The following is a 24,584-nucleotide window of genomic DNA, read 5'->3' on the forward strand; positions in this document are numbered from 1 at the left end:
TCAGTCCAGGCCATCTGATCCTCCGTAGTCTTGGTAAACCACAGAGAATCATAAACCCATGAAATCGCTCAACTTAATTTTCGGTTAGACTCTCAGGCACGCACCGAGATCAAAGCATGGAAGGATGATTATAACATGTAGATCAGATTGTGCTGACGCCGGTCGCGGGCAAAGTGGAAATCGACGTTCAGGGCGATCTCGCTGGAATCCTTACGATTTCTGTACAAACGCAAAACCCCGCCTCGAGGGCGGGGTCTTCGCAAGTAAAGATGGTTGCGGGGGCCTGCAACTACCGATACCGACAATCGCTTGAAGTAGAGATATAGCAGCATTTCTTAAGGACGGCACATGATCTCTTCTGGCAGCTCATCGCGGTTCATAGAGGGTGATGACCCTATACAAAAAGGCGGGAAGCGGACAGCCACGACGAGATTCCGCATACAGGTGAACGTCAGTTAGCCCACAGATCGGTAACAAGCCTGGTTGAAATCAGGCCTCCGGCGACAACTCGCGCGCGTCGCTGCTCTTGTGAAAATTCACTCATCCGACCTTGCATAACGTTACTCTCGAGTGTAGTTATGTTATAACATATCGCCGCAAACTGCATGCTCTCGACATAACATCAAGGGGTCAATGATGAACTGTCACCGCCTTTTGCAACCCCGCTCGCTCCTTCTTGCTGCTTCCGTATCCCTTCCCGCGACAGGTTTTGCGCAGTCGGCCAACGAAACCACCACCATGCTTGATCCGATCGTGATCACCGCAACTTCTGGCGAGCGATTCCTGAAGGACGCACCGGCAAGTGTGACGGTGGTGACCGGCGAGGAACTGCGCGAACGGCCGGTCCGCGATCTCGCCAGCGCCATCGAGAGCACACCCGGGGTGCAGCTCACCGGCATCGGACTCGGACGACGCGGCATTTCCATTCGCGGCATGCAGCCGGACCATAGCCTGGTGCTGGTCGATGGCATGCGGGTTAGCAATTCGGCATCGGCCGTCGCCCATTCCGACTACGAACTGGGTTGGGTTCCGGCGGAAGCCATTGAGCGGATCGAGGTGGTGCGTGGTCCTATGTCCTCGCTCTATGGTTCGGAGGCGCTGGGCGGGGTGGTCAACATCATCACGCGCCGCGCAACCGACGAATGGCGCGGCTCGTTTTCGACTTTCGGAGCGCTCACCGAGCACGGTCTCGGCGGCAACGGCTACAATTTTTCCGGTTATGCCGGTGGTACCATCATTCCTGGCGTGCTTGGCCTGAATGTCTGGGGTGCCTTCAAGGGACGCACCGAACTGGCATCGCCTAGCAATGAGCGCGTCTCGTCCCTTGGCGACGAGAAGGCGTTCATGGGCAATGCGACATTGACCTGGACGCCGGACGAGCGCCAGCGCATCGACCTGTCCTACGGTGCCGGTTTCGAGGAGCGCTGGAGCGGCAATCAGGGCTCGGGCGCCTTCCCGACCTACTACCGCTCGGAGAACGACATCTGGCGGCAGCGCGTCTCGCTTTCGCATGAAGGTAATTGGGATTGGGGCAGCAGCCGCGTGCGCCTCTACAGTTCGATCCTGGACCGCGAGAACCGGCGGAGCGACGGTGCCCCGGCGTCGGGACCGCACAAGTTCATCGACACGGTGGGCGATGGACAGGTCAGCTTCTCACCCTTCGAGGGACACAAGTTCACGATCGGCGGCGAGGTACGGCAGGAGCGGTTGAAGGATCCGACTGTCAACGGCGCGGGAAGCGCGGAGCAGATGCACTACGCCACCTTCATCCAGGATGAGATTGCCTTCGGCGATCGCTGGGAGCTGGTGGTCGGCAGCCGGTTCGACCATCATGTGGATTTCGGATGGCATGCGAGCCCGCGAGCCTATCTGCTGCATCATTTCAACGATGCTCTGACATTCAAGGCAGGCGTCGGCACGGGCTTCAAGGCGCCGACGCTCAAGCAACTCTCGCCTGATTACCGGGCCGTAGGCGGTGGCGGCGCTTTCGACATCGTCGGCAATCCGGATCTCAAGCCCGAAACGAACCTCTCCTTCGAAGCCGGTCTCGAGTACAGCCAGGACATCTGGTCGGCTCGCGCCATGATCTTCCAGAACGATCTCGAGAACCTCATTCAGGCAAGCTGCGTGGTCAATTGCGGTGGCCGTCCTGGTACTGGGCCGCGGCCGGAATGGACCTATCGGAACATCAACAAGGCGCGCATTCGCGGTGTCGAAATCGGCGGCGGCGTCGAACTGCCGTGGAACCTGCGGCTCGATGCGAACTACACTTTCCTTGATCCAGTCGACAGAATGACGGGGGAACGGCTGCCGGACCGCTCGCGCCATGCGGCCAACGCGACACTCGCCTGGACACCGCTGGAAAATCTCACCACCTCGCTCCGCGTAAACTATGTCGGCTCGCAGGATTATGTCGAGTCGATCCGTGGCGTCGATGTGAGAGGGAAACGGCCTGCCTATACAATGGTCTCGGTCTATGGCGATTACGCCTTCAACGAACATACAACGCTTCAGTTCGGGGTCGAGAACATCACCGATGTGCGGCTTGCAGATGAGAACGGGGAGTATGCTTTCGCTGATGAGGGGCTGCACTATTTCCTCGGCTTGACGGCGAAGTTCTAGGCATGCGTGTGGTCGCCTTTTTCCTTATCGCTCTTGCGCTCCTGGCACAGCCCGCCTTTGCGCAGAGCCCCAAGCTCGATGACCGGCCACTTGTCAGAGTCCTGACGAGCAGTTTCGTGCTGCCGGAGAAGTTCCGCACGCTGGAGCCGATCGCGGCCGAGGCCGGTGTGCGGCTCGACTCCGTCCATGTCGAGACCTCCGCCTCGTCGCCCGACGAATGGCTCGCGGACGCCGATCTCGTGATCCTCGACGTGCCGCGTCCCGGCGACCGCGCCCGGGTGGGAACGGCTCTGGGCGACCGGCTTGCGTCCTCCGGGGTCGCCAGCATCACGATCGGCGGCGGCCCGCCCGCCTCGACCGCCGTCGAGTCCGCCGATGCCAGGACGCTTGCGGCCTATTATGCCGCCGGCGGGGTCCGGAATTTCCGCAACTTCTTCACGGGCGTGCGGACATGGAAGCAGGGCGGCGATCTGTCCGCCCTACCCCCGGTCGAGCGCTCGCCCGAGACCGGCTTCTGGCACCCCGACGCCCCGCACGTTTTCGAAACGATCGATGCCTATCTCGCATGGGGCGAGGACCGCTGGCGCAACGCAGCGGGCCGGGTGGGTTTCGTCACCGGCTCCGGCGCGATCGGCGATATGCAGACCACACTTCTGGAGGCGCTCGTAGAGCGTGCCGAAGCGGCCGGGCTGATACCCGTGATATTCTGGTTCGACAGCAGGGACGCGGAGGGCCTGTCGAAGATCGCGCGGCCCGCACGGCTCGACGTGCTCGTCAATCTCACCCACATGATGAACGGCGAAGCGCGCAGCGCCGAGTTCCTCGATCTCGACATTCCCGTTATCCAGACTGTCGGCTTTCGTGAGGGCGGAGTGAAGGAATGGGCGGCGGCAACGTCCGGCATTCCGGCTCGTACGACCGCCGTCTTTCTCGCGGTACCGGAAGGCTGGGGCATGATCGACCCGACGGTGCTGACGGCGGTTGAGGACGGCGCCGAGGTTCCGCTGTCCGGGCAGATCAATGCACTCGTCGGAAAGCTCACGAAGTTGGTTGCGCTTCGTCGTAAGCCCGCCTCTGACAAGCATCTTGCCATGCTATTCTGGAACTATCCGGCCGGCGAGAAGAACCTTGGTGCTTCCAACCTCAACGTGCCGGCGAGCATAGAGAACATCACGCGGGCGCTCGACGGGGCCGGATACGACGTGCCGCCCCTGTCCGAGCACGAGATGATCGACGCCGCGCAGGCAATGCTCGGCGGTCTCTACCGCTCCGTGCCGCTCGATGACCTTCTCGAGCGCAACCTCGCCGAAGCCTTCCCGGTCGCCAACTATGAGCGTTGGGTGAACGCGCTGCCGCCGGCAAAGCGCCATGCCTTCTCCCATGGCGGCGAGCCAGGCAAGCACTGGGCCGTGCGGGAGGTAGATGGCATGCCGAGCTTCATCATTCCGCGCCTGAAGCGCGGCAAGCTCATCATCATGCCGCAAATGCCGCGCGGCGAAATCCTTGGCGCCCATTATCATGACACATACGCCCCGCCCGACCATCTCTACCTGGCCGCCTATCTCTATCTGCGCGAACAAGCGGGGGCCGACGCCATCATTCATCTCGGAACGCACGGCACGCAGGAATGGCTGCCGGGCAAGGACCGAGGGCTGGCGGCCGACGACGATCCGTTCCTGGCGGTCAGCGACATTCCGGTCTTCTATCCCTATATCCAGGACAATGTGGGCGAGGCCTTGCAGGCAAGGCGGCGCGGCCGCGCCGTCACCGTCAGCCATCAGACACCGCCCTTCGCGCCCTCGGGTCTTTATGACGGGCTGCGCGACATCCACCATCTCGTCCACGAATACGTCCAGCTCGACGAGGGCCCGGTGCGCGAGAAGACCGAGAAGGAGATCGCGGATGCTGCCGTCGCCGCCAATATGAATGCCGATCTCGGTTGGAGCGAGGAAGCCGCCCGGGCCGATTTCGATGCCTTTCTCTCCGTCCTTCACGATCACCTGCACGAGCTAGCCCGGACGGCGATGCCGCTCGGCCTGCACGATTTCGGGAACTCTTCCGACCCGGACCACCGGCTTGCGACCGTGATGCAGCAGCTCGGCCAGACCTTCTACGAAGAAGTCGGCAGCGGCGGCGATGAACTGTTCGTCGACGACTTCGGCAAGCTGAAGGAGACACCACCCTTCGTCACCCTCCGGAAGTATCTGCATGAGGGAGCGGATCGATCCGCGCTCGGCAAACCGTTGCAGGAACTGCTGGAACGCGCCGATGCGCTGGACGCCAACCTTTCCGCGCCGGGCGAGATCAAGGCGCTGCTCGCCGGGCTCGAAGGCCGTTTCGTCGCGCCGGGGTCGGGCGGCGACCCGATCCGCAATCCGGACGTGAAGAGCGGAAAGAACTTGTATGCCTTCGAGGCCGACCGGATCCCGACAAAGGCCGCTTTCGAGGCTGGCGGCGAAGCCTTCGAACAGCTCCTTGCCGCGTTCCGCGAGGACAATGCCGGCGCCGTCCCGCAGAAGATCGCTTTCAGCCTGTGGTCGTCCGAAGCGATCCGCCACCTCGGCGTCACCGAGGCGCAGGTGCTGCACGCGCTGGGGCTACGGCCGGTCTGGGATGAAGGCGGACGCGTGCGTGAACTTGAGATCGTCCCGGCGAAAGACCTCGGCCGGCCGCGCATCGATGCCGTCGTGCAGGTGACGAGCGTCTATCGCGACCAGTTCGACAGCTTCATGCGGCTTCTGGCCGACGCCATCGAGCGCATCACCGCGCTGGATGAGGAGAACAATCCGATCGCCGCCAACAGCGCCCGCATCGCCGCCATACTGGAAGAAAGGGGGCTTTCGCGAAAGGAGGCTCGGGAACAGGCCAGCTTGCGCATTTTCTCGAATGAGCCTGGTAACTACGGCACGGGCCTTCCGCACATGGCGCTCGCTTCCACCACCTGGGACGACGACTCAGCACTGGCGGAACGCTTCCTGGAGAGCACGCAGTTCGCCTATGGCGCGCACACGTGGGGCACCGTTTCGCAGGCCGGCAATCTCTTCTCGGAGCAGTTGAAAGGCTCACAGGCGGCGATCATGTCACGTTCGTCCAACCTGCACGGCGTGCTATCCACCGACCATCCGTTCGAGTTCCTCGGCGGTCTGTCGCTGGCGATCCGCCATCTCGACGGTAAGGCGCCGTCCCTCTACATCTCGGACCTGCGCAACGCGGCCACGACGAAAACTACCTCACTGGCGCGCTTCCTCTCCGACGAAATGCGCGTGCGCTATCTCAATCCGCACTGGATCGAAGGCATGAAGGCGGAAGGCTATGGCGGCACGCTGGAAATGCTTAATGCCGTCAACAACCTCTTCGGCTGGCAGGCCGTCGATCCTTCGACCGTTCGGGCCGATCAGTGGCAGGCCATGTTCGACACCTATGTGGTGGATGCACACGACCTCGACATCAATGCTTTCTTCGAGGCGCACAATCCGACCGCGCAGGCCCAACTCATGGAGCGCATGGTCGAAGCGATCCGCAAGGGTTATTGGGATGCTGCGGAGGAAACCCGCCGGCAATTGGTCGAACGCTGGCAGGAGCTCGCCTCGCAGCACGAGGTGCATGTCGGCAAGGATGCTACGCAAGCCTTTGTAGAGGAGATGGCAGTGGGCTTCGGTCTAGCTGCAGCCGTCACCACAGAAGCCGATGCCCAAGCACCGATCGACGCACCCGAGGATGCAAGTACTGCTTCCACCGCCACCGCGCAATCCGTTCAGGGACAGGTGCTCGAAGAGGTGCAGTCTCCCAGCGAGCCACAGGACGACTGGCGGCCGTGGGTCGCCCTCTCCCTCATGCTCGGCCTTATCCTGCTCGGCGCCGGCATTCAGTGGCGCGCGAATGCCCGCCACAGCAACCCTTGACCATTCCATCGGATTTCCATGAACAGTCTCGAATTCAGCCTCTATGAGGCCTCCCGCCTTTTCCTTTTTCCCATCCTGCTGCTGATCGGCCTGGCGCTTACCTATGCTTTCGTCGCGCTCGGCATGTTTCTGGCCGAGGCCGTGCAGCGCTGGCGCGGCAGCCGTCGCACCGCGCTCACGGAGGGCCTTCATTCAGATGATATCGAACTTTCGATCATGAAGCGGCTGGAATGGCTGCGGATCGTCTCTCGAACCGCGCCGATGCTGGGGCTGGTCGCGACCATGATCCCGATGGGTCCAGCACTTCTGGGCCTGAGCCGCGGCGACGCGAAATCAGTCGGCGAAAACCTTGCCGTCGCCTTCTCCGCCGTGATCCTCGCGCTCGTCGCCGCCAGCATCACCTTCTTCGTGCTGACCATCCGCCGTCGCTGGCTGCTCGAGGAACTGCGCGCGGTCGAGCGTGCGAGGGAGACCGGCTGATGCGCTTCCTAGATCACGACGACGCCGACGATCCGATCCTCTCGGTGGTCAACCTGATCGACCTGTTCCTGGTCGTGATCGGCGTATTGATGATCGTCATCGTCACCAATCCGCTCAATCCGTTCTCGTCGCAAAAAGTTACCGTGGTAGAAAACCCCGGTGAGCAGGACATGCGCATCACCATCAAGGACGGCCAGGAACTGACGCGTTACGAATCAAGCGGAAAGATCGGCGAGGGCGAAGGCGTGCGTGCCGGCATCACCTACCGGCTCAACGACGGCCGCATGATCTATGTGCCAGAGGCTGCCGACGCCACTTCCAACTGAACATGGCGCGGGATGCAAGCCCGTGCTGATTCATATAAGTGGTACGGCCTCATGCCGGCTTGTCCGCATCAGGGCCTGATCACGATCCGGCCTTCGAGCTTTGCCATCTCGAAGTCGCTGATCAGCACGTCGACGCGCACGGTCCATGCGCCTGGCAGCGGTAGGGTAATGCCGTCTACCCGCCATGTGCCGTCTCCATGCTTCTCGGCCTTCCGTCGGAACGGTTCGATGCCGGCGTCCGGATTGGAGAAGACGAAGGTGACTTCCTTCGCGTCGAGGGGTCCGAACTCACCTGTCATGATCATGGCAGACACGCTGACCGGACCAGCGCGGCCGGGCGTCACGGCCAGATCCGCCATCACCTGAGCGGTATGAATATGCGTCGCCGCTGGCGCGGCTGCGGCAGCGGCCAGTGCGCGGGGCGGTGGTGTGAAGCGCCATGCTGCCGCTACGCCGAAGATCAGAAGAACGACGAGCGTTTCCGTCGCGATGGAGCGTACAAGACGACGTGTCGCGGAAGTATCGCCGGCTTCGGTCTGGGCGGTCAGGAACCAGCGATTGGCGGCGGCGAGCAGAAACAGGCCGACGAGCAGCGCCAGTTTCACAAGGAAGACCTGCCCGTAAGCGGTATCGAGCAGCGCCGCCGGCTGCTGGAGCTGAACCACGGCCAGAACGATGCCAGCCAGGATGAGCGCGGCGACGATGAGCGGAATCGCGCGCGAGAAGCGTCGTAGCGCCTCGAGTGCGCCGGGCCGAGTGTGGCGCAAGGCCAGCCCCAGTGGGGCGAGCGCGCCGATCCAAATCGCGATGGCAACGACATGCAGGAACACCGCCGGTCGCATCAGCCATTGCGGCGAGGCAGCGCTCGCATGGCCCGATAGCGCAAGGGCGATGCCGGCCAGTAGCCATGCGGCAAGAGCGGCCAATTTCGCGGCAAACCCGTTCAGGGCGAGCGCGCCGCCCGCCAACAAGAAGGCAATGAGGGCAGTGACGATAGTAGGGCCGTAACTTGTCCCGAAGCCCGTCATCCAGATGACCGGCTCTGCCAGGCGGCCGGCCTGAGCGCCGAGCGCGTCCAGTCCCTGGAAGCCGAGCGAGACGATAGCGCCCATAGCGCCGACAGCGAGAGCGATGATGATGACGCGATCTGCGGCATCGGCATCGGGCATCAGAATGCGCCGGGCGAAGACGCCGCCAATCCCGATGAAGAGGCCGACATAGAGCGCGACCTTGCTGGTCCCCAGCCAGCCCCGCACCGTCCAGTCGATTTCTTCCTCGACGACCGGCGCCTGCGCACTCGCTTCGCCGATCGAGAAGACGACAGAGCCTCCGACCGGATGACCGTCAGCCGATACGGCGCGCCAAGTCAGCACATGCGTGCCGCGGCCGAGGTTTGGCGGGGCTTCTATCTCGACGCTGTTGCCCTTGACCGCGAAGCGATCGAGTTGGACGGCCGAGCCATCCGGCTGCACCAGCTGCAACGAGAGCGGCGAGACCGGCTCGCTGAAGGTCAGCGAATAGGACTGCGGCGCTGCCTCCACCACTGCGCCGTCCGCCGGTTGGCTCGCGTTCAGCGACGCATGCGCCCATGCCGCGCCCGCGTGGATTAGTGTCGCGAGAATCGCGAGCGCCAGCAGTCTGATACAGCGATGCAGGCGAAGCGGGAATGCAGGCGTCATGTCGTTCCTCCAATGCCCGACGGCAGCGCACCGCAACGATGCGCCGCCGTCGGTCGATCAATGGCCGCCGGTCTTTTCGAGCAGCTTGAGGCCGGGCGCAGGCATTTCGAGATCGTCGACCGACTGGCCTTCGGCCGGAATCTCGATCCAGCGTTCCGCAGCCCCATCAGGGCATTCCTGTACGACCAGGAAGTGAAGTGTACTGCCGACTTCAAGGTCCGCGCCGAGCGAGCCGCGCACAACGAACTCGTCATACTCATCGTCGAGCAGCTTGCCGCCGCTCCACACGACCTCGGTGACGCCCTCGGTCATCTCCGTGCCGTGGTTGTTGTAGGGCTTCTCGTACTTCCCGATCACCTTCGCCAGCGTCCAGCCCGGCTTCGGCATCGGCTTCACGGCGTAGTAGCCTTGCGGCAGCTTCACCCGCACGACATTGGTCGACTTGCCCTCGCAGCCATGGGGCACGCGCAGCACGGCCTTGTAGGTCGAGCCGACCGGGGCCTCGTTCTTCTCCAATGTGACGTGGGCGAATGCTGTGCTGGCGGTGAGGCCGACAGCGGCGGCGGCAAGCATGAGTTTCTTCAACATGGGCTCTCTCCTTGGTGTGCCGGCATCCCCCGCCGGCAGGGTTTGACGGATCTGGCGTCGTGCTCGATCCGGATTGGGATTCACGGTCGCGGCAGGCGCGGCCGTTGTCGTTGTGCGCGCTCAAACGCGCGCGATGCCGGGCAAAATGTGGTGGATCAGGATCGCGGCATGGCCAAACAGCCAGGCGAACACGAGCGCGTCCTTCACGTCGATGCCGTCACGATACAGGTCGAGCAATGCCGCCGCAGCTTCCGGCGAGGCGGCCGAGGCCCCGATGAGGAAGACAAAGCCGGCCAACGCGCCGGCGAAGAATGTCCGGGCCAGCACGTTCAGGGGATGGCCGCCCCTCATGATACGCCCCCGGCGAGCAGCTTCTTCAGCTTGGCGAGGCGCATATCGGCGTGTTCATCGTAGCTGATGGTGCTTGTAAACTCTCCGTCCGCATCCATCAGGTAGATCGAGGCGGTGTGGTCCATCGTGTAGTCGCCGTCCCCGGTTGGCACCTTGCGCCAGTAGGCGCGATAGGATGCGGCAACAGTCCCGATCTCCTCCTCGCTTCCCGTCAGGCCGACGATCCGGGGGATCGAAGGACTGAAGATACAGGGCCAGCGCCTCGGGATCGTCGCGTGTAGGATCGATCGAGATGAACAGCACTTTGAGCTTGTCGGCATCCGGGCCGAGCGCCTTCAGCGCTTCCGACATCTCCCACAGCGTCGTCGGGCAGACCTCCGGGCAATGGGTGAAGCCGAAGAAGAGCGCGAACGGTTCTCCCTTCAGGTCCGAGTCCGAAAGTTTCGTGCCTGACTGCGTGGTGAGCGTGAACGGCCCGCCGATCTTGACGGAAGCCACGGACACAAAGTCCCTGCCGCCCGCTGCGAAGGCGTAGACGACGATGGCCACGAGGAGCGCGACGGCAGCCAGCGTCGCGGAGATGGCCAGCCTGCGCCGCCACACGCTTGCCTCAGCCGCCATGACCGTCATGCCCCGACTTGCCGCCCATCGCCTCGACGGCGAATTCGACGTCGACAGTGCCGGCCTTCTCGAAGGTTAGAGACCCCTTGAAGGTCTCGCCTTCCTTCACGTCCTGCTTCAGGTCCAGGAACATGATGTGGAAACCGCCGGGCTTCAGTTCGGCCTCGCCCCCGGCTGGAATCTCCAGACCATTTGCCAGCGGCCGCATGGTCATGACGCCCTTGTCGTCGACGGCCATCTCATGGATCTCGACCCTGCCGGCGATCTCGCCGGTTGCGGACACGAGCCGATCGGCCTGCGAACCGGCATTCTTGATAGCAAGATAGCCGGCTGCGACCTTTGCGCCGGCCGGCGTGGCGCGCGACCAGGGATGGACGACTTCGATGTCGCCGGCTTTGAACTCGTGCGCCCAAAGCGGCTGGCACAGGGCGAACAGCAGCATCAGCATGAAGCCGGCGATGCCCAGCCGTTCCTCGAACGAACGAAAGCGGGAAAGCGGATAGGTGTTGAAAGCGACGCGCGCGGCATCGCGAATGGAATTGCGCATAATTGCATGCTCCACGGTCGCCCGGCGCGGCAAGCGCGCAGGCGGAATCTGACGGGAATCGGCGTACGCGAGAGCGCGACGCCGGTCGGATCAGGTCGTCAGAGGGGGAGCGCGAGAACTGCCCGGATCATGGTCCGGGCTCTGGATGTGAAACGTCTTGTGAACGTGGAACCGGACATCGGTCGAAGACAGCGGCTTCAGCAGGCCGACGCCCTGGGCCGGCTCCGCCGCATGCAAAGGCGACGCCAGATTACAGCCGAAGGTGCAGCAGTCCGGCAGCTTCGAATGGTCGTCGCGGGGCACGTCGCCGTCATGGTCGACGCTGGTGATGCAGAGCGGATTGCCGAACGCATCCAGCATCGGTGTCACCGGCATCGCGCCGGCAGCCCACGCCGTCAGGAAGGATTGCAGGACGAGCACGGCCGCCGCGACAAACGCGACCGCCGATCCTCGTCTGTGCCTTACCTGATGCAAGAGCCACCTCCAGTACTTTTGATAACATGCTTGTGATCTTGAAGGAACATGATCGGCGTGCGGCAAAGCGTGGCGCTTCGCGAACGCACGCCGTTTCCGTAAATCGCAACGAAATGGGATGGTCTCGCGAGGGCTCATCTTGGCAATTGGATCGCAGTTCGATGCAATTCAGGGTGATGACAGCGTGACAGCAGTGATGTGCCGATGCTGCCGCCTTTATTGATCTGCGCACTGGATTGTCAGGCCTTTCCGAGAAGCGGCACAGCCGGAACGATGACGACAGGATGGCCCCTTGTAGGCTTGCCTCAGGCCGCGTGTCGTTCCCAGATTGGGAATGGGTCCGCGAGATCACGCCATCGCGAAGGCATGAAGTCGCGTTCGGGAACAAGGCAGGCGTCGAGCTCGACCCGAATTTGCAGCTCGTCCATTGGATCACAGCCGATGAAGACGATCTCCTGTCGCCGGTCACCCCAGATCGGATCGAGATAGGGCTTCATCGCCGCGCGCCATTCGGGATGGTCGGGCCATTGATGCTTCGGCACCGATGCCCACCACAGTCCGCGCTTTCCGGTACGGACAAGCGTGCCAGCCTGACTGATTTCGCCAACATAATGCGGGCGTGTGGCGAGCCAGAAGAAACCCTTCGTCCGCACGACGCCCGGCCACGACCTGTTGATGAATGCCTTAAGCTTCATCGGGTCGAACGGCCGCCGCTCGCGGTAGACGAAGGATCGAATGCCGTATTCCTCGGTCTCGGGAACATGGTCCTTGAAGCCGTTCAGTTCCTTGAACCAGAGCGGATGCTGCTCGGCCTTCTCGAAGTCGAAGCGACCAGTGTCGAGCACCTTATCGAGAGGAACCTTGCCGAAATCCGTCTCGATCAACTCGGCGTCCGGATTGAGGGCGCGCACGATCTTGCGCGCAAGATCGAGGTCGTGGGCGGGTGTATCGGAGACCTTGTTGAGCACGATTACGTCGGCGAACTCGATCTGCTCGACTAGCAGGTCGACCAGCGCACGGTCGTCCCCGTCGCCTGCGGTCTCGCCGCGATCGCGCAAGAAATCCTGCGAGGAATAGTCTCTCAAGAGGTTCGCCGCATCGACCACAGTGACCATGGTGTCGAGACGCGAGACATCGGACAGGCTCTCGCCGTTCTCGTCGCGGAAGTCGAAGGTGGTCGCGACCGGCAGCGGTTCGGCGATGCCTGTTCCCTCTATCAGCAGGTAATCGAAGCGACCTTCTTCCGACAGTTTCCGCACCTCCTTGAGGAGATCGTCGCGTAGCGTGCAGCAGATGCAGCCGTTGGTCATCTCGACCAGTTGCTCCTCGGTGCGCGACAGGTTGGCCCCGCCGTCGCGCACGAGCGCGGCATCGATGTTGACCTCGCTCATGTCGTTGACGATTACCGCAACGCGTCGGCCTTCGCGATTGTTGAGGATGTAATTGAGGAGCGTGGTCTTGCCGGCGCCGAGAAAGCCCGAAAGAACGGTGACGGGCAGGCGGTTCGAGGGCCTGGCTGTGTCAGGCATGGAGACCTCTTGATTTGATGAAAGATGGACAGAGAGCGCCCGGACGATGAAGCCGGGCGCGTGCGAAGAGAAGCGCTGCGGTCAGTGCGCGATCATCTCTTCGACGATCTCTTTGGCGCTCAGAGCCGACGGATAGTAGGTCGGCCAGTTCGTGACTTCTTTGAGCAGAGCCGCGCGATCATCGCCGAAGTACAGGTGGAAGTGATCAGCCTTCGCTGGTGCGATCTTGTGGTCGCTGAACTGGATGTAGTCTGGCGCGTCGGCATCTCCCTCAACCTTCTTGAAGATGAAGCGTACGCCGCGGTTGCCCTTCTCATAGGTCAGCGTCTCGCGGCCGTCGCTCGCATACCGGGCTTTCAACGGCCTTCCGTCCTTGAAGAACGTCACCGTGTCGCCTTCGATCGTGATCCGCTCGACGTCGGTTTTATAACCGATCTCGTAATAGGCCTTGTACTCTTCGACAGTCTGCGTGCCGCTTTCCGCCTTATGCGCCATGACTGGGTCGAGCGTCCCGTCCTGCAGATAGCCGTAGACGGACTGCCAGTCGCCTTCCCAGTCCAAGAGAGCACGATCCTTGACCTGGCTATCCTCGAAGTATCCCTGGTAGATCTGGTCATCGCCATGATCGTGGGCGTGGGCATGATCGTGAGCCTTCTCACCATCATGGCTGTGGTTGTGTGTTTCGTCGCCCCCGTGAACTTTGCCGGTTCCGCCGACGGCGACGATGTTGAACGGCTTGCCTTCCACGGCGATCTCGCCAGACTCTTGGAAAGTCTCCGCGTTAACCAGATGAAGCTTGCTATTGAGTGGGTCGGTCACGATGACGTTGTCACCAGCCACTGCGATGCGCGGGCGCGGGTCACTCCAATGTCCGTCCATCGAATAGGGATCGGTCACCTTGAGTGACGCGACTATTCTGCGCTCCAGGACGTCCACCTTGTGAAGCTGGCCATCCTCGGTGAACACATAGGCGAATTTCGCGCGGATCGGGTCGACGGTAAAGTGAACGCGACGTGTCGGAAGCTGCACCAGTTGGAAGCCGTTCTCACCTTCCGAGGGGTCGATGACCACGATTCGGTCGGCACCGTAGTTACCAATGAAATATTGCAGACCCTTGCCGCCGATGAGAGTCGAGGAACTCCCCTCGGGCAGGGACGAGGCATAGGGCAGATGCTCGATCACGGGCGCGCCATCCTCCTGCCTGATCAGAAGCAACCCGGTATCGCAGGCGAGCGCGTAGAGGCTGCCCGAGCCGGCCGAGCCGTGCAGGCCGGGGCACGCGACATCCTCACCTACCGTATTGCCGCTAAAGTCGACCACGCGGGCGCCGATCGGCCGCTTGGAGGCGTCCTCGGAGTTCGGGATCGAGACGACCACGTGGTTCTGGTAAGGCACCGCGACACCGTGATGCGGAGCGCCCACGCCGACGGTGCGAACCTCGAGCTTCTCGTCAAGGACGGCCTTCTCCGCAAAAACACGCACCTTGTCCTCACCGTCGAACCACTGCGCGATATTGCCCTGAAGCTCGACAAAATGGGCCGGCTTGTCGCCGTCAATATGAACGTGCAGCAGTTCGGCGTCATCGACGTCGATATCGCCGTGATCTCCATGGTCGTGGAAGGCTATGCCGCTCTTGATCGCATTGACCTTGCCGGCAGCGCCTTGCACCGCGAACACGGTTTCTCCGCTCGATGAGCGATGGAGCGTGGCTGGCCCTTCAATCTTGAACGTGTGGATCAGGTCGCCATTAAGCGCGTCGATCACCTTAACCACCGGATCGGCATGGTCAGATACGAACAGCCGCCATGCGGTGACGTCACCCTCATCCGCGAATGCCGCAGTTCCTCCTAACGTGGCTGCCAGAGCCAGCGCGGAAACACCAAGTGTCAATCGTCTCATCCTACTCTCCTTTGATAGTTTATTACATAACACCGTGGAGCGAAGTTCGCTTCTGTTCGTCGCCTCGTCAGCCGCCGTTGAGCGCTTTGCCGAGTGTATCGACATTGTGCCGCATCATGTCGGCATAGGTTGGCGCCGGCCCGTACTCGTCCGACAGCGCATCCGAGTAAAGCGTGCCGCCAAGCGTCAATCCGGCTTCTGAGGCGATCTGCTCGACAAGCCGCGCATCGGCGATGTTCTCGGCAAATACGGCAGCCGCGCGCTTTTCGCGGATCTGGCGGATAAGCGAAGCGACATCGGCGGCAGAGGCTTCCGATTCCGTCGACACCCCCTGCGGAGCGAGGAACGTCACGCCGTAGTCGCGCTCGAAATAGCGAAAGGCGTTGTGGGCGACGACGGCCACGCGCCGGTCTTCTGGAATCGCGTCGATCTCCTGTCTGATCTCGGCGTCGAGAGCCGCTAGCTCATTAAGATAGGCTTGCGCATTCGTCTCGTAGGTCGCGCAGCCTTTTGCGTCGGCAGCGCAGAAGGCGCGTGCGATGTTTTCGACATAGACCTTCGCGTTCGCTACCGATTGCCAGGCGTGCGGGTCGTTCGGCGCGGCGTGGAAAATGGCTTCGCCGTTGACGTAGTGGTAGTGGCCGCCATCCGGGTCATGCAGGATGTCTGCGCCATCGGTCAGGATCGCCATGGTGGCAGAGGTTCCGCTTGCGTCGATCAGCCGCTGCAGAAAGCCCTCGAACAGGAGACCGTTGACCAGGATCACGTCGGCGCGGGCAAGCGCAATGGCGTCGGCCGGCTTCGGTTCGTAGACATGGGCGTCACTATTCGGCCCCACCAGCGTCCTCAGCTCGATCCGGTCGCCGCCGACTTGCTTCGCGAAATCGCCAATGATCGAGAAGGTCGCCACGACCGAAAGCTTGTCCGCTTCGGCGTGCGCCGGCAGATCCAGAAAGGTAAATGTTATAACGATCAAGGTAGCGGCAAGTCTCGTCAGTTTCGTCATGCTCGTTCCGATGCTTCTTGAGTTTAGGCAGTCCGATGTGACGCAAGGGGGCGCCGGGTCCGCAACACACCCCGCGGGCTTGCGATCACCGACACGAAATACGCCAAGCCTGCCGACAGAATGATGGCCGGGCCAGACGGCAACGAGGCGTGGTAGGAAACCAGCAGGCCGGAGATCGACGACAGCAGCCCAAGTCCGATGGCGAGCAGGCACATGATTTCCACCCGCTGCGTCCAGAAACGAGCGGCGGCGGCAGGCAGAATCATCAATCCGACGGACAGCAGCGTGCCGAGCGCCTGGAAGCCGGCGACAAGGTTGATGACCACTAGCCCGAGAAAGACGAAATGCACTGGCGTGCCAAGCCGCGACACCGAGCGCAGGAAGAGCGGGTCGAGGCACTCCGCGACCAGCCCGCGCCAGAAGATGCCGAGCAAGGCGATCGTGAGCGCGCAGACAAGACCGATCAGCGTCAGCGCGTCGTTGTTGAGCGCGAGCACCGTTCCGAACAGGACGTGCATCAGGTCGACGCTGGAGCCGCGCAGCGATACCATCAGCACGCCTAGCGACAGCGAGATCAGATAGAAGGCAGCCATGGAGGCATCCTCTTTCTGGATCGTCAGCCGCGCCACGGCACCGGCGCCCAGCGCCACGATGACGCCGGCGATCAGGCCGCCAATGGTCATCGGCACGATCTGGAGACCGTAGAGCAGGAAGCCGGCAGCCGCGCCCGGCAGGATCGCATGCGCCATGGCGTCGCCGGTCAGGCTCATGCGGCGCAGCATCAGGAACACGCCGACCGGGCAGGCACTGACCGACAGCATGAACGCGCCGAACAGCGCCCGCTGCATGAAGGCGAACTCGACGAAGGGGGCAACGAATGTCTCGTGGAGCGAGCCCATCACGCCGCTCCTCTCGTGCCCAAAGACTCGGACGCGACGTCGCCACCGTCATGTGCATGGGGATGACCGTGCGCTTCGCCTTGGTCGTGACCGCCGTCTCCATGCGGCCCGCACCATGGCGCGTTCTCGTCCCACGCCTCATGAAACTGTCGGGCGCGCAGGAGATTTTCGGCAGAAAGCGTCTTGCGCGCCTCGCCCCATGCGACCGGCTGTCGTGCCAGAAGCAGGGCTTCCGGGAAATGCTCACGCACGAGGTCGAGATCGTGGACTACGACGAGCACCGTGCGGCTCTCTCCGTGCCAACGCTTTATCAGCGCGATCAGGTCAGTCACCGTCCTGGCGTCGATCGCGTTGAACGGTTCGTCGAGCAGGATCAGGTCGGCGTCCTGCACCAGCACCCGTGCGAACAGGGCGCGTTGCAACTGGCCGCCCGACAGCGTATCGATCGGACGCTTCTCGAAACCTTCCAGACCAACTCCCGAAAGTGCCTTGGCGACCGCTTCGCGATCCTCCGGCCGGAAGCGGCCGAGCAATCCGCGCCGCGGCCAAAGCCCGAGCGAGACCAGATCGACCACGCGAGCGGGAAAGGAGCGGTCGAGCTCCGACTGCTGCGGCAGATAGGCCAGCCGCGTCCCGGGCGCGACCTTGCAGACACCCGCCATCGGCCTCAGCACGCCGACGATGCCCTTCATCAGTGTTGACTTGCCCGAGCCGTTAGCGCCGACCACCGCCATCAGGGAGCCCTTGCGGACCACACCGTTCAGGTGATGCACGGCGGGATGGCTGTTGTAGCCCAGCGTCAGATCACTAAATGTTATGCAAGCTTTAGGCATTGGGCGGCGTGATTCCGTTGACGGCGAACGCTCGATCTTGAGTGTGAACGGATGTAATGTTATTACATCTATCATCCAAGCTGCGACATGGCAAGGGAACCGGAGCGCCAACGATGGCTCAACTGCACGATCTGACGAAGAACCAGACGCTGGTGCTGAACGCGCTTACGCGGGTGGAGGGGCCCGCCAGCGCGTATACGCTACTCGACCAATTGCGCGAGCACGGTTTTCGCGCGCCACTTCAGGTCTATCGTGCGTTGGAAAAGCTGATCGACATGGGCCTGGTCCACAGGCTGGAATGCCTCAACTCCTTCGTCGCCTGCGCCCATCCGCAAGAGCACGCGCATGGGCACAAGCACGGCATTATCGCCTTCGCGATCTGCGAGAACTGCGGCCAGGTCGACGAATTTTCGGACGCCACGGTCGAAAAACGCCTCAAGGGCTGGGCGCACGACCACGGCTTCAAGCTTTCCAAGACCACCATCGAACTGCGCGGCACCTGCGCGGACTGCGTGGCCCGGTAGCGCGGGTCGTGTCAGTGCTGACGGGATTCCTTGCTCGCACTGAACATGTAACGGTATAACAAAACAAATGTACGCAGCTCTTGAGAAGGCAATTACCTCGTCCACGTCCGCCTCATCCCGCCTAGTCGTTGCGGACGACCAACGGACGGTTCCCGTCACGCTGCTGACCGGATTTCTCGGTTCCGGCAAGACGACGCTGCTCAACCAGATGCTGGCGGACAGCCGGATGAGGCACGCCGCCGTCATCATCAACGAGTTCGGCTCGGTCTCGGTCGATCATGATCTCGTCCACAAGGGCTCCGAACGCTATTTGGTGACCACGACCGGCTGCCTCTGCTGCACCGCAACCAGCGACGTGCGGACCTCGCTGTTCGAGTTGCAGGAGATGGTGCGCCGTGGCGAGGCTCACCCGTTCGACCGTGTGATCGTCGAGACCACCGGTCTCGCCGATCCGGCGCCGATCGTGAACAGCCTCATACCCGGCGGTGCGCCCTCTCTCGGCTTTCGAGACCATACGATCGCGAAATCATTCAGGCTGTCGAGGCCGCGCTCGATCAGCACATTGAAGCATGGAAACAGGTCGCCTTCGCCGACGATGTGGTGATCGACGGCGGACGAGCCACTCGATCCAAAGGCCGTCGAGACGTTCCTGACAATTCTCACAGGACAGACACAGTCCGGATTGCTGCGCCTGAAGGGCTTGCTCGGGCTTGCCGACGATCCGGCGCGGCCAATGGTCGTCCATGCCGTCCAGCATCGTCTTTATCCCTCACGACGGCTTGATTGCTGGCCGGATGCTGACACGACCAGCAGGCTTGACCTCATCGGGACCGATCTTCCGGTACGGCCGATCCGCCAGCTCTTCGCCACACTCGCCAGCCGCAGGCACCCATGGTGGAGAAGAAAAGGAAAGCAATGAAATTGAACCTTGATCCGCTCGGCCGGAATCTGCTCGGAAGGAACCCGCGTCTCCTCGCGGCGACAGCCGCGATCAAGGCATGGGTCCGGACCGCATTTGAACTCAATGAAGAGGCCGTGGTTTCGATCAACTGTCAATAACCACAGAATCGGGCCCCTGTTTTTTCTTCCAAAAGGGACCCCCTCAATGTGATAGAGGCACGGCAGTGAGCACCCGATCAGGCGTAGCTGGTCGGGGTTGCACAGCCTGATCGGGTGCGACTGAGTTGTTTTTCGGCTTTAGCTTTGAGAGCGGCTCTTGAAGCGCCAAGACTCATTTCCAGTCTCGATGATTTCGCAGTGATGGGTGAGACGGTCAAGAAGGGCAGTCGTCATTTTGGCATCGCCAAATACGCTTGGCCATTCGCCAAAGGCGAGGTTCGTCGTGATGATAACCGATGTTCGCTCGTAGAGCTTCGAGACGAGATGGAAGAGCAACTGCCCGCCAGCTTGAGCGAAGGGGAGATAGCCGAGTTCATCGAGCACGACGAAGTCGAGCCGGGTCAGGTCAGGTGGTCGGCGATACGACCCTGGCGACCGGCGCGGCTCTCGATCTCGAGGCTGTTGACCAGATCAACGACATTGAAGAAGCGACCACGCGCACCGTTGCGGATGCGCGCACGAGCTATGGCGATGGCCAAATGAGACTTTCCCGTTCCGATTCCACCGACCATAACGACGTTGCGCTGATCGGCGATGAACGCGCCACCGGTAAGGTCGCGGATCAGGTTTTCGTTGACGGGTGTACCGGTGAAGTCGAAGTCATCGATATCTTTTGCCAACGGTAGCTTGGCGACAGTGAGCTGGTATTTTATTGATCGGGCCTGCTTCTCCGATACCTCTGCCTGCAAGAGATCGCCGACGATCCTGGGCGGTTCATGCTGCCGCTTGATGGCAACGCCCATAATTTCGTCATAGGCTGACCGCATTCCGTAGAGCTTCAGCGTCCCCATCAAGTCCAGAACCTCGGTTCGTTCCATGGCTGCTTATCCTTCTTAGAGTGTCATAGCGGGCGCAATCGGCGATCGGCTCATGAGCCCGTTTCAGCGCCTGTGGAATGGAAAGGATCGGGTCCGGCGCAGGATCGCGGCTACGGGCCAGGATGTTGAGGATCACTGCAGCTGATGAGACGCCATGATCGAGAGCTTCCTGACAAGCCGCCTCGACAGCGTTCAGCCCATCAGTCAGGACACAGGTACCATCCGTCACTCCCAACTGAGTGCGCCACCATTCTGATATTCAATGACACGGGTCTCGAAGAAGTTCTTCTCCTTCTTCAGGTCCATCGCCTCGGACATCCATGGGAACGGGTTCTCCGTTTCCGGAAACACCGGCGCAAGGCTGAGCTGCGCGCAGCGGCGGTTGGCGATGAAGTGCATGTATTGCTCGCAAAGTGACGCGTTGAGGCCGAGGAAGCCGCGCGGCATGGTATCGCGGCCATAGGCGGCCTCCAGTTCGGCGGCGTCGTTCAGCATCCCCCGCACCTCGTCCTGGAAGGTATTCGTCCACAGATGCGGATTCTCAAGCTTGATCTGGTTAATGACATCGATGCCGAAGTTCAGATGGATGGACTCGTCGCGCAGGATGTACTGGTACTGCTCGGCGATGCCGACCATCTTGTTGCGCCGCCCGAGCGAGAGGATCTGCGCGAAGCCCGTGTAGAACCACATGCCCTCGAACACGACGTAGAAGGCGACGAGATCACGCAAAAAGGCCTGATCGGCCTCAGGCGTGCCAGTGGTGAACGACGGATCGTCGAGGCTCTGCGTGTGTTCAAGCGCCCAGGCTGCCTTGTCGGTAATCGACGGCACCTCCCGGTACATATTGAACAATTCACCCTCATCAAGACCAAGGCTTTCCACAATGTACTGGAAGGTATGGGTATGCACCGCCTCCTCGAAGGCCTGCCGCAAGAGGTACTGCCGGCATTCCGGATTGGTGAGGTGGCGGTAGATCGCCAGCACGATGTTGTTGGCGACGAGACTCTCTGAAGCGGCGAAGAAGCCGAGATTGCGCTTGATCATTCGCCGCTCATCTTCGGTGAGCCCGTCTTTCGACTTCCACAGCGCGATATCTGCCTGCATCGACACTTCGCTTGGCATCCAATGGTTGTTGCAGCCGGCAAGGTACTTTTCCCATGCCCAGCGATATTTGAGCGGCAGCAGCTGGTTAACATCGGCGCGCGCATTGATCATGCGTTTGTCATCAACCGACACGCGTGCCGCGCCGCGCTCGATCTCGCCAAGGCCTGTCGCATCGGCGACAGGAACCGCAGCGGGCTCGGAAGAGACCGCGATTAAGGGATTGGTTTTCGGCTCAGACCAGTCGAGCATGATTTTCTCCTTTCTTTTTTCCCGGTTGTTCACTGGCAGGCTTCGCATTCGGGATCGTCGATGGCGCAGGCCTTTCTCCAAGCGGAGTTCGTGGCGATCGCGACCGGTCCTGTGGCAGGCACCGCAACGACCGTCGCGGAGACGGCGTTAAGCTTGCCGTCGGTAACCTTCAGCGTCGATTTCTCGACATGGGTCGCCGAACGCGAGCGCAGGTAATAGGTAGTCTTCAAGCCCTTGCGCCACGCCAGGCGGTAAAGCTCGTCGAGTTTCTTGCCGCTCGGATTGGCGATGTAGAGGTTGAGCGACTGCGCCTGGTCGATCCATTTCTGACGGCGCGAGGCAGCCTCGATCAGCCACTTGGCGTCGATCTCGAAGGCTGTGGCATAGAGCGCCTTCAGATCGTCCGGGATGCGGTCGATCTCGCCCACGGATCCATCGAAATATTTGAGGTCGGATACCATCACCTCGTCCCACAGGCCGCGCTCCTTGAGGTCGCGGACGAGCTGCGCGTTCACAACGGTGAAGTCGCCCGACATGTTCGACTTGACGAACAGGTTCTGGTAGGCGGGCTCGATGGACTGCGACACGCCGCAGATGTTGGAAATGGTCGCCGTCGGCGCGATCGCCATCGTGTTGGAATTCCGCATGCCGACCGTCTTCACCCGTTCGCGCAGAGATTCCCAGTCGAGGGTCGATGACTCGTCCATCTCGACGCCGGGCCGTGCTTCCTTCAGCAGCCGGATCGAGTCGACCGGCAGGATGCCCTTCGACCACAGCGAGCCCTCGAAACTTGAATACCGCCCGCGCTCCGCCGCAAGGTCAGCCGAGGCCGATATGGCATAATAACTGATCGCCTCCATTGACCGATCGGCAAACTCTACGGCGGCATCCGACGCGTAGGGGATCCGCAGCTTCTGCAGCGCATCCTGGAAGCCCATTAGCCCGAGACCCACCGGACGGTGCTTCAGGTTCGAGCGCCGCGCCTCGGGGATCGTGTAGAAATTGATGTCGACAACATTGTCGAGCATGCGCATGGCGGTCTTCACCGTCCGCCCAAGCCGCTCCATGTCGAGCCCGTCCCCGGCGATGTGGTTGACAAGATTGATCGAGCCGAGGTTGCAGACCGCCACCTCGTCCCGCGAGGTATTGAGGGTGATCTCGGTGCACAGGTTTGACGAATGCACCACGCCCGTGTGCTGCTGCGGCGACCGGATGTTGCACGGATCCTTGAAGGTGATCCATGGATGCCCGGTCTCGAACAGCATGGTCAGCATCTTCCGCCAGAGCTCGACCGCCCGAACCTTGCGGAACACCTTGATCTCGCCCCGCCCCGCTTTGGCCTCATAGGCCTCATAGGCGTTGCGGAAGGCGGGGCCGTAAAGTTCGTGCAGATCCGGCACCTCGTCGGGCGAGAACAGCGTCCATTCAGCGTCCGCCTCGACACGTTCCACGAACAGATCCGGCACCCAGTTGGCCGTGTTCATGTCGTGGGTGCGACGGCGGTCGTCACCGGTGTTCTTGCGCAGGTCCAGGAACTCTTCGATGTCGATGTGCCACGTCTCCAGATAGGCGCAAACTGCGCCCTTGCGCTTGCCACCCTGGTTGACGGCGATGGCGGTATCGTTGGCTACCTTCAGAAATGGGACAACGCCCTGGCTTTCGCCGTTGGTGCCCTTGATATGCGCGCCGAGGCCGCGCACCGGCGTCCAGTCGTTGCCCAATCCGCCGGAGTATTTGGCGAGCAGCGCATTGTCCCTGATTCCCTTGAAGATGGCGTCAAGGTCGTCGCCGATCGTCGTGAGAAAGCAGGACGAAAGCTGCGGCCGCGTCGTGCCTGAATTGAATAGCGTCGGGGTGGATGCCATGAAATCGAAGGAGGACAACAACTCATAGAATTCGATGGCGCGCGCCTCTCTGTCGATCTCGCGGAGCGCCAGACCCATCGCCACGCGCATGAAGAAGGCCTGCGGCAGTTCGAAGCGCTTTCCCTTCGTGTGGAGGAAATAGCGATCGTAGAGGGTCTGGAGACCGAGATACTGGAAGTTCAGGTCGCGCTCGGGCTTCAGCGCCGCGCCGAGCCGGGCCAGATCGAAGCGGCCGAGTTCCGGGTCGATCAGTTCGGCCTCAATACCGGCTTTGACAAAATCCGGAAAATAGCTCGCATAGCGCGTCGCCATCTCTGCCTGGATCGCCTGCTCCGGACGGCCGGAAACGAAGGTCAGCGCCTCGCGCCGCAGCCGATCAAGCAGCAGGCGGGCCGAAACGAATGCGTAATTCGGCTCCTGTTCGACCAGCGTGCGGGCGGCGAGAATTGGCGCAAGCGACAGTTCGTCGAGCGTGATGCCGTTGTAGAGATTGCGGCGCGCCTCGGCGAGAATGGGCTCCGACGAAACCCCCTCAAGGCCAGCGCAGGCTTCCTCGACGATTGCGGCCAGACGACCTTCATCCAGCGCGATGAGCTTGCCATCCTCGGCCCTGACGTGCAGCGCTGGCGCTGTGTCTTCCGCTGTGCCCCGCCTCTCAGCCAGGCGTTCACGCGCACGCTCCTCGCGATAAAGCACATAGGCGCGGGCAACCTTGTGATGTTCGCCGCGCATCAGCGCCAGTTCGACCTGATCCTGGATGTCTTCGATGTGGAAAGTCCGCCCGCCATCGGCTCGCCTCGTCAGGCCGGCGACGATCTGCTCGGTAAGCTCCTCTACGATGTCGTGGACGCGGCGCGAGGCGGCGGCGCTGTTTCCCTCAACGGCGAGGAATGCCTTGGTGAGCGCGACGGCGATCTTCGAGGCGTCGAACGGTGTGACGGTGCCATTGCGACGGATCAACTGATAGACTGGTTCGGTAGCCGGCCGCGATGGTCGCTGCGCGGTCGGCGGCTCATCTGGTTCGATCCGCAACGCGGCTTTGGCGATTAAGGACATCGGCTTGAGACCCCTTGTGTTTTGGGGGCAAAGGCCGAGTGGGCGCGTGCGTAGTCCGGCCGGGGGGGCCGGCAAGACGGCAGCGACCACCGG

General features: G+C 62.0%; 20 protein-coding genes and 5 pseudogenes. 8 read left to right on the forward strand and 17 right to left on the reverse strand.

Annotated features, from left to right (window positions below; genetic code table 11):
* Positions 1–636 precede the first annotated feature (636 nt).
* Genes C7374_RS13805 through C7374_RS13820 form a run of 4 tightly spaced genes read left to right on the forward strand, consistent with a single transcriptional unit; the run spans position 637 to position 7,330 of the window.
* Complete coding sequence (locus C7374_RS13805) at positions 637–2,622, forward strand: TonB-dependent receptor domain-containing protein (protein ID WP_210205139.1); 1,986 nt, start codon at positions 637–639, stop codon at positions 2,620–2,622.
* Between the two features lie 2 nt (positions 2,623–2,624).
* The gene (cobN, locus tag C7374_RS13810) at positions 2,625–6,524 is read left to right on the forward strand and encodes a cobaltochelatase subunit CobN (RefSeq protein ID WP_111576215.1); all 3,900 of its coding nucleotides are present in this window, start codon (positions 2,625–2,627) and stop codon (positions 6,522–6,524) included.
* 18 nt (positions 6,525–6,542) lie between these two features.
* Positions 6,543–7,004, forward strand: coding sequence for a MotA/TolQ/ExbB proton channel family protein (locus C7374_RS13815; protein ID WP_111576216.1), 462 nt, complete (start codon positions 6,543–6,545; stop codon positions 7,002–7,004).
* Positions 7,004–7,330 carry a DUF2149 domain-containing protein gene (locus tag C7374_RS13820; protein WP_111576217.1) on the forward strand — a complete coding sequence of 109 codons (327 nt, stop codon included), beginning with the start codon at positions 7,004–7,006 and terminating at the stop codon, positions 7,328–7,330. The genes C7374_RS13815 and C7374_RS13820 overlap by 1 nt, the downstream gene beginning before the upstream one ends.
* A gap of 68 nt (positions 7,331–7,398) precedes the next feature.
* On the opposite strand, the gene C7374_RS13825 is transcribed toward C7374_RS13820, so the two are convergent.
* The 13 genes and pseudogenes from C7374_RS13825 to aztA all read right to left on the reverse strand — a co-directional run bounded on the left by C7374_RS13825 (position 7,399) and on the right by aztA (position 17,756).
* Positions 7,399–9,009, reverse strand: a complete 1,611-nt coding sequence (locus tag C7374_RS13825) for a copper resistance CopC/CopD family protein (protein WP_111576218.1) — start codon at positions 9,007–9,009, stop codon at positions 7,399–7,401.
* A gap of 57 nt (positions 9,010–9,066) precedes the next feature.
* Positions 9,067–9,597 carry a YcnI family copper-binding membrane protein gene (locus tag C7374_RS13830; RefSeq protein WP_111576219.1) on the reverse strand — a complete coding sequence of 177 codons (531 nt, stop codon included), beginning with the start codon at positions 9,595–9,597 and terminating at the stop codon, positions 9,067–9,069.
* A 120-nt stretch (positions 9,598–9,717) separates the two neighbouring features.
* A complete protein-coding gene (locus C7374_RS13835; protein ID WP_111576220.1) occupies positions 9,718–9,948 on the reverse strand; it encodes a hypothetical protein in 231 nt (76 codons plus the stop codon).
* Positions 9,945–10,268, reverse strand: a complete 324-nt coding sequence (locus C7374_RS16535; RefSeq protein WP_342634730.1) for an SCO family protein — start codon at positions 10,266–10,268, stop codon at positions 9,945–9,947. The genes C7374_RS13835 and C7374_RS16535 overlap by 4 nt, the downstream gene beginning before the upstream one ends.
* Positions 10,231–10,578: pseudogene (locus C7374_RS16540) on the reverse strand (SCO family protein); the annotation flags it as partial. The gene C7374_RS16535 and the pseudogene C7374_RS16540, both read right to left, overlap by 38 nt.
* The gene (locus C7374_RS13845; RefSeq protein ID WP_111576221.1) at positions 10,559–11,116 is read right to left on the reverse strand and encodes a copper chaperone PCu(A)C; all 558 of its coding nucleotides are present in this window, start codon (positions 11,114–11,116) and stop codon (positions 10,559–10,561) included. The pseudogene C7374_RS16540 and the gene C7374_RS13845, both read right to left, overlap by 20 nt.
* A gap of 90 nt (positions 11,117–11,206) precedes the next feature.
* On the reverse strand, positions 11,207–11,590 hold the full coding sequence (locus tag C7374_RS16280) for a hypothetical protein (protein WP_210205140.1): 384 nt from the start codon (positions 11,588–11,590) through the stop codon (positions 11,207–11,209).
* Positions 11,591–11,895: 305 nt separating this feature from the next.
* Entirely contained in the window at positions 11,896–13,119 is a 1,224-nt protein-coding gene (gene zigA, locus C7374_RS13855; RefSeq protein ID WP_111576222.1) for a zinc metallochaperone GTPase ZigA, read from the reverse strand.
* Between the two features lie 81 nt (positions 13,120–13,200).
* A complete protein-coding gene (locus C7374_RS16400; protein WP_374850650.1) occupies positions 13,201–13,866 on the reverse strand; it encodes a metal-binding protein ZinT in 666 nt (221 codons plus the stop codon).
* A pseudogene (aztD, locus tag C7374_RS16405) lies at positions 13,840–15,123 on the reverse strand (zinc metallochaperone AztD); the annotation flags it as partial. The gene C7374_RS16400 and the pseudogene aztD, both read right to left, overlap by 27 nt.
* The gene (gene aztC, locus C7374_RS13865; RefSeq protein WP_111576223.1) at positions 15,086–16,024 is read right to left on the reverse strand and encodes a zinc ABC transporter substrate-binding protein AztC; all 939 of its coding nucleotides are present in this window, start codon (positions 16,022–16,024) and stop codon (positions 15,086–15,088) included. The pseudogene aztD and the gene aztC, both read right to left, overlap by 38 nt.
* A 23-nt stretch (positions 16,025–16,047) precedes the next feature.
* Positions 16,048–16,923, reverse strand: a complete 876-nt coding sequence (aztB, locus tag C7374_RS13870) for a zinc ABC transporter permease AztB (RefSeq protein WP_111576224.1) — start codon at positions 16,921–16,923, stop codon at positions 16,048–16,050.
* Positions 16,923–17,756, reverse strand: coding sequence for a zinc ABC transporter ATP-binding protein AztA (gene aztA / locus C7374_RS13875; RefSeq protein ID WP_111576241.1), 834 nt, complete (start codon positions 17,754–17,756; stop codon positions 16,923–16,925). Before aztA ends, aztB begins: the two co-directional genes overlap by 1 nt.
* A gap of 113 nt (positions 17,757–17,869) precedes the next feature.
* Between aztA and C7374_RS13880 the strand changes: the two genes are divergently transcribed.
* The 4 genes and pseudogenes from C7374_RS13880 (at position 17,870) to C7374_RS16285 (ending at position 19,339) form a co-directional block, all read left to right on the forward strand.
* On the forward strand, positions 17,870–18,280 hold the full coding sequence (locus C7374_RS13880; RefSeq protein ID WP_111576225.1) for a Fur family transcriptional regulator: 411 nt from the start codon (positions 17,870–17,872) through the stop codon (positions 18,278–18,280).
* Positions 18,281–18,347: 67 nt separating this feature from the next.
* Entirely contained in the window at positions 18,348–18,884 is a 537-nt protein-coding gene (locus C7374_RS16545; RefSeq protein ID WP_342634729.1) for a CobW family GTP-binding protein, read from the forward strand.
* A gap of 15 nt (positions 18,885–18,899) precedes the next feature.
* Positions 18,900–19,199, forward strand: a pseudogene (locus C7374_RS16550) (GTP-binding protein); the annotation flags it as partial.
* On the forward strand, positions 19,172–19,339 hold the full coding sequence (locus C7374_RS16285; RefSeq protein WP_210205142.1) for a hypothetical protein: 168 nt from the start codon (positions 19,172–19,174) through the stop codon (positions 19,337–19,339). The pseudogene C7374_RS16550 and the gene C7374_RS16285, both read left to right, overlap by 28 nt.
* A gap of 138 nt (positions 19,340–19,477) precedes the next feature.
* Here C7374_RS16285 and istB read toward each other — a convergent pair.
* From istB to C7374_RS13905, 4 genes and pseudogenes are all read right to left on the reverse strand, one after another.
* Positions 19,478–20,217 (reverse strand): annotated as a pseudogene (gene istB, locus C7374_RS13890) (IS21-like element helper ATPase IstB).
* A pseudogene (locus tag C7374_RS16410) lies at positions 20,150–20,434 on the reverse strand (IS21 family transposase); the annotation flags it as partial. The pseudogenes C7374_RS16410 and istB, both read right to left, overlap by 68 nt.
* An 8-nt stretch (positions 20,435–20,442) precedes the next feature.
* Positions 20,443–21,570, reverse strand: coding sequence for a ribonucleotide-diphosphate reductase subunit beta (locus C7374_RS13900; RefSeq protein WP_111576242.1), 1,128 nt, complete (start codon positions 21,568–21,570; stop codon positions 20,443–20,445).
* A 29-nt stretch (positions 21,571–21,599) separates the two neighbouring features.
* Entirely contained in the window at positions 21,600–24,491 is a 2,892-nt protein-coding gene (locus C7374_RS13905; protein ID WP_111576226.1) for a ribonucleoside-diphosphate reductase subunit alpha, read from the reverse strand.
* Positions 24,492–24,584: the final 93 nt, after the last annotated feature.

The sequence above is a fragment of the Falsochrobactrum ovis genome (genome assembly GCF_003259955.1).
Classification (GTDB): domain Bacteria; phylum Pseudomonadota; class Alphaproteobacteria; order Rhizobiales; family Rhizobiaceae; genus Brucella; species Brucella ovis_A.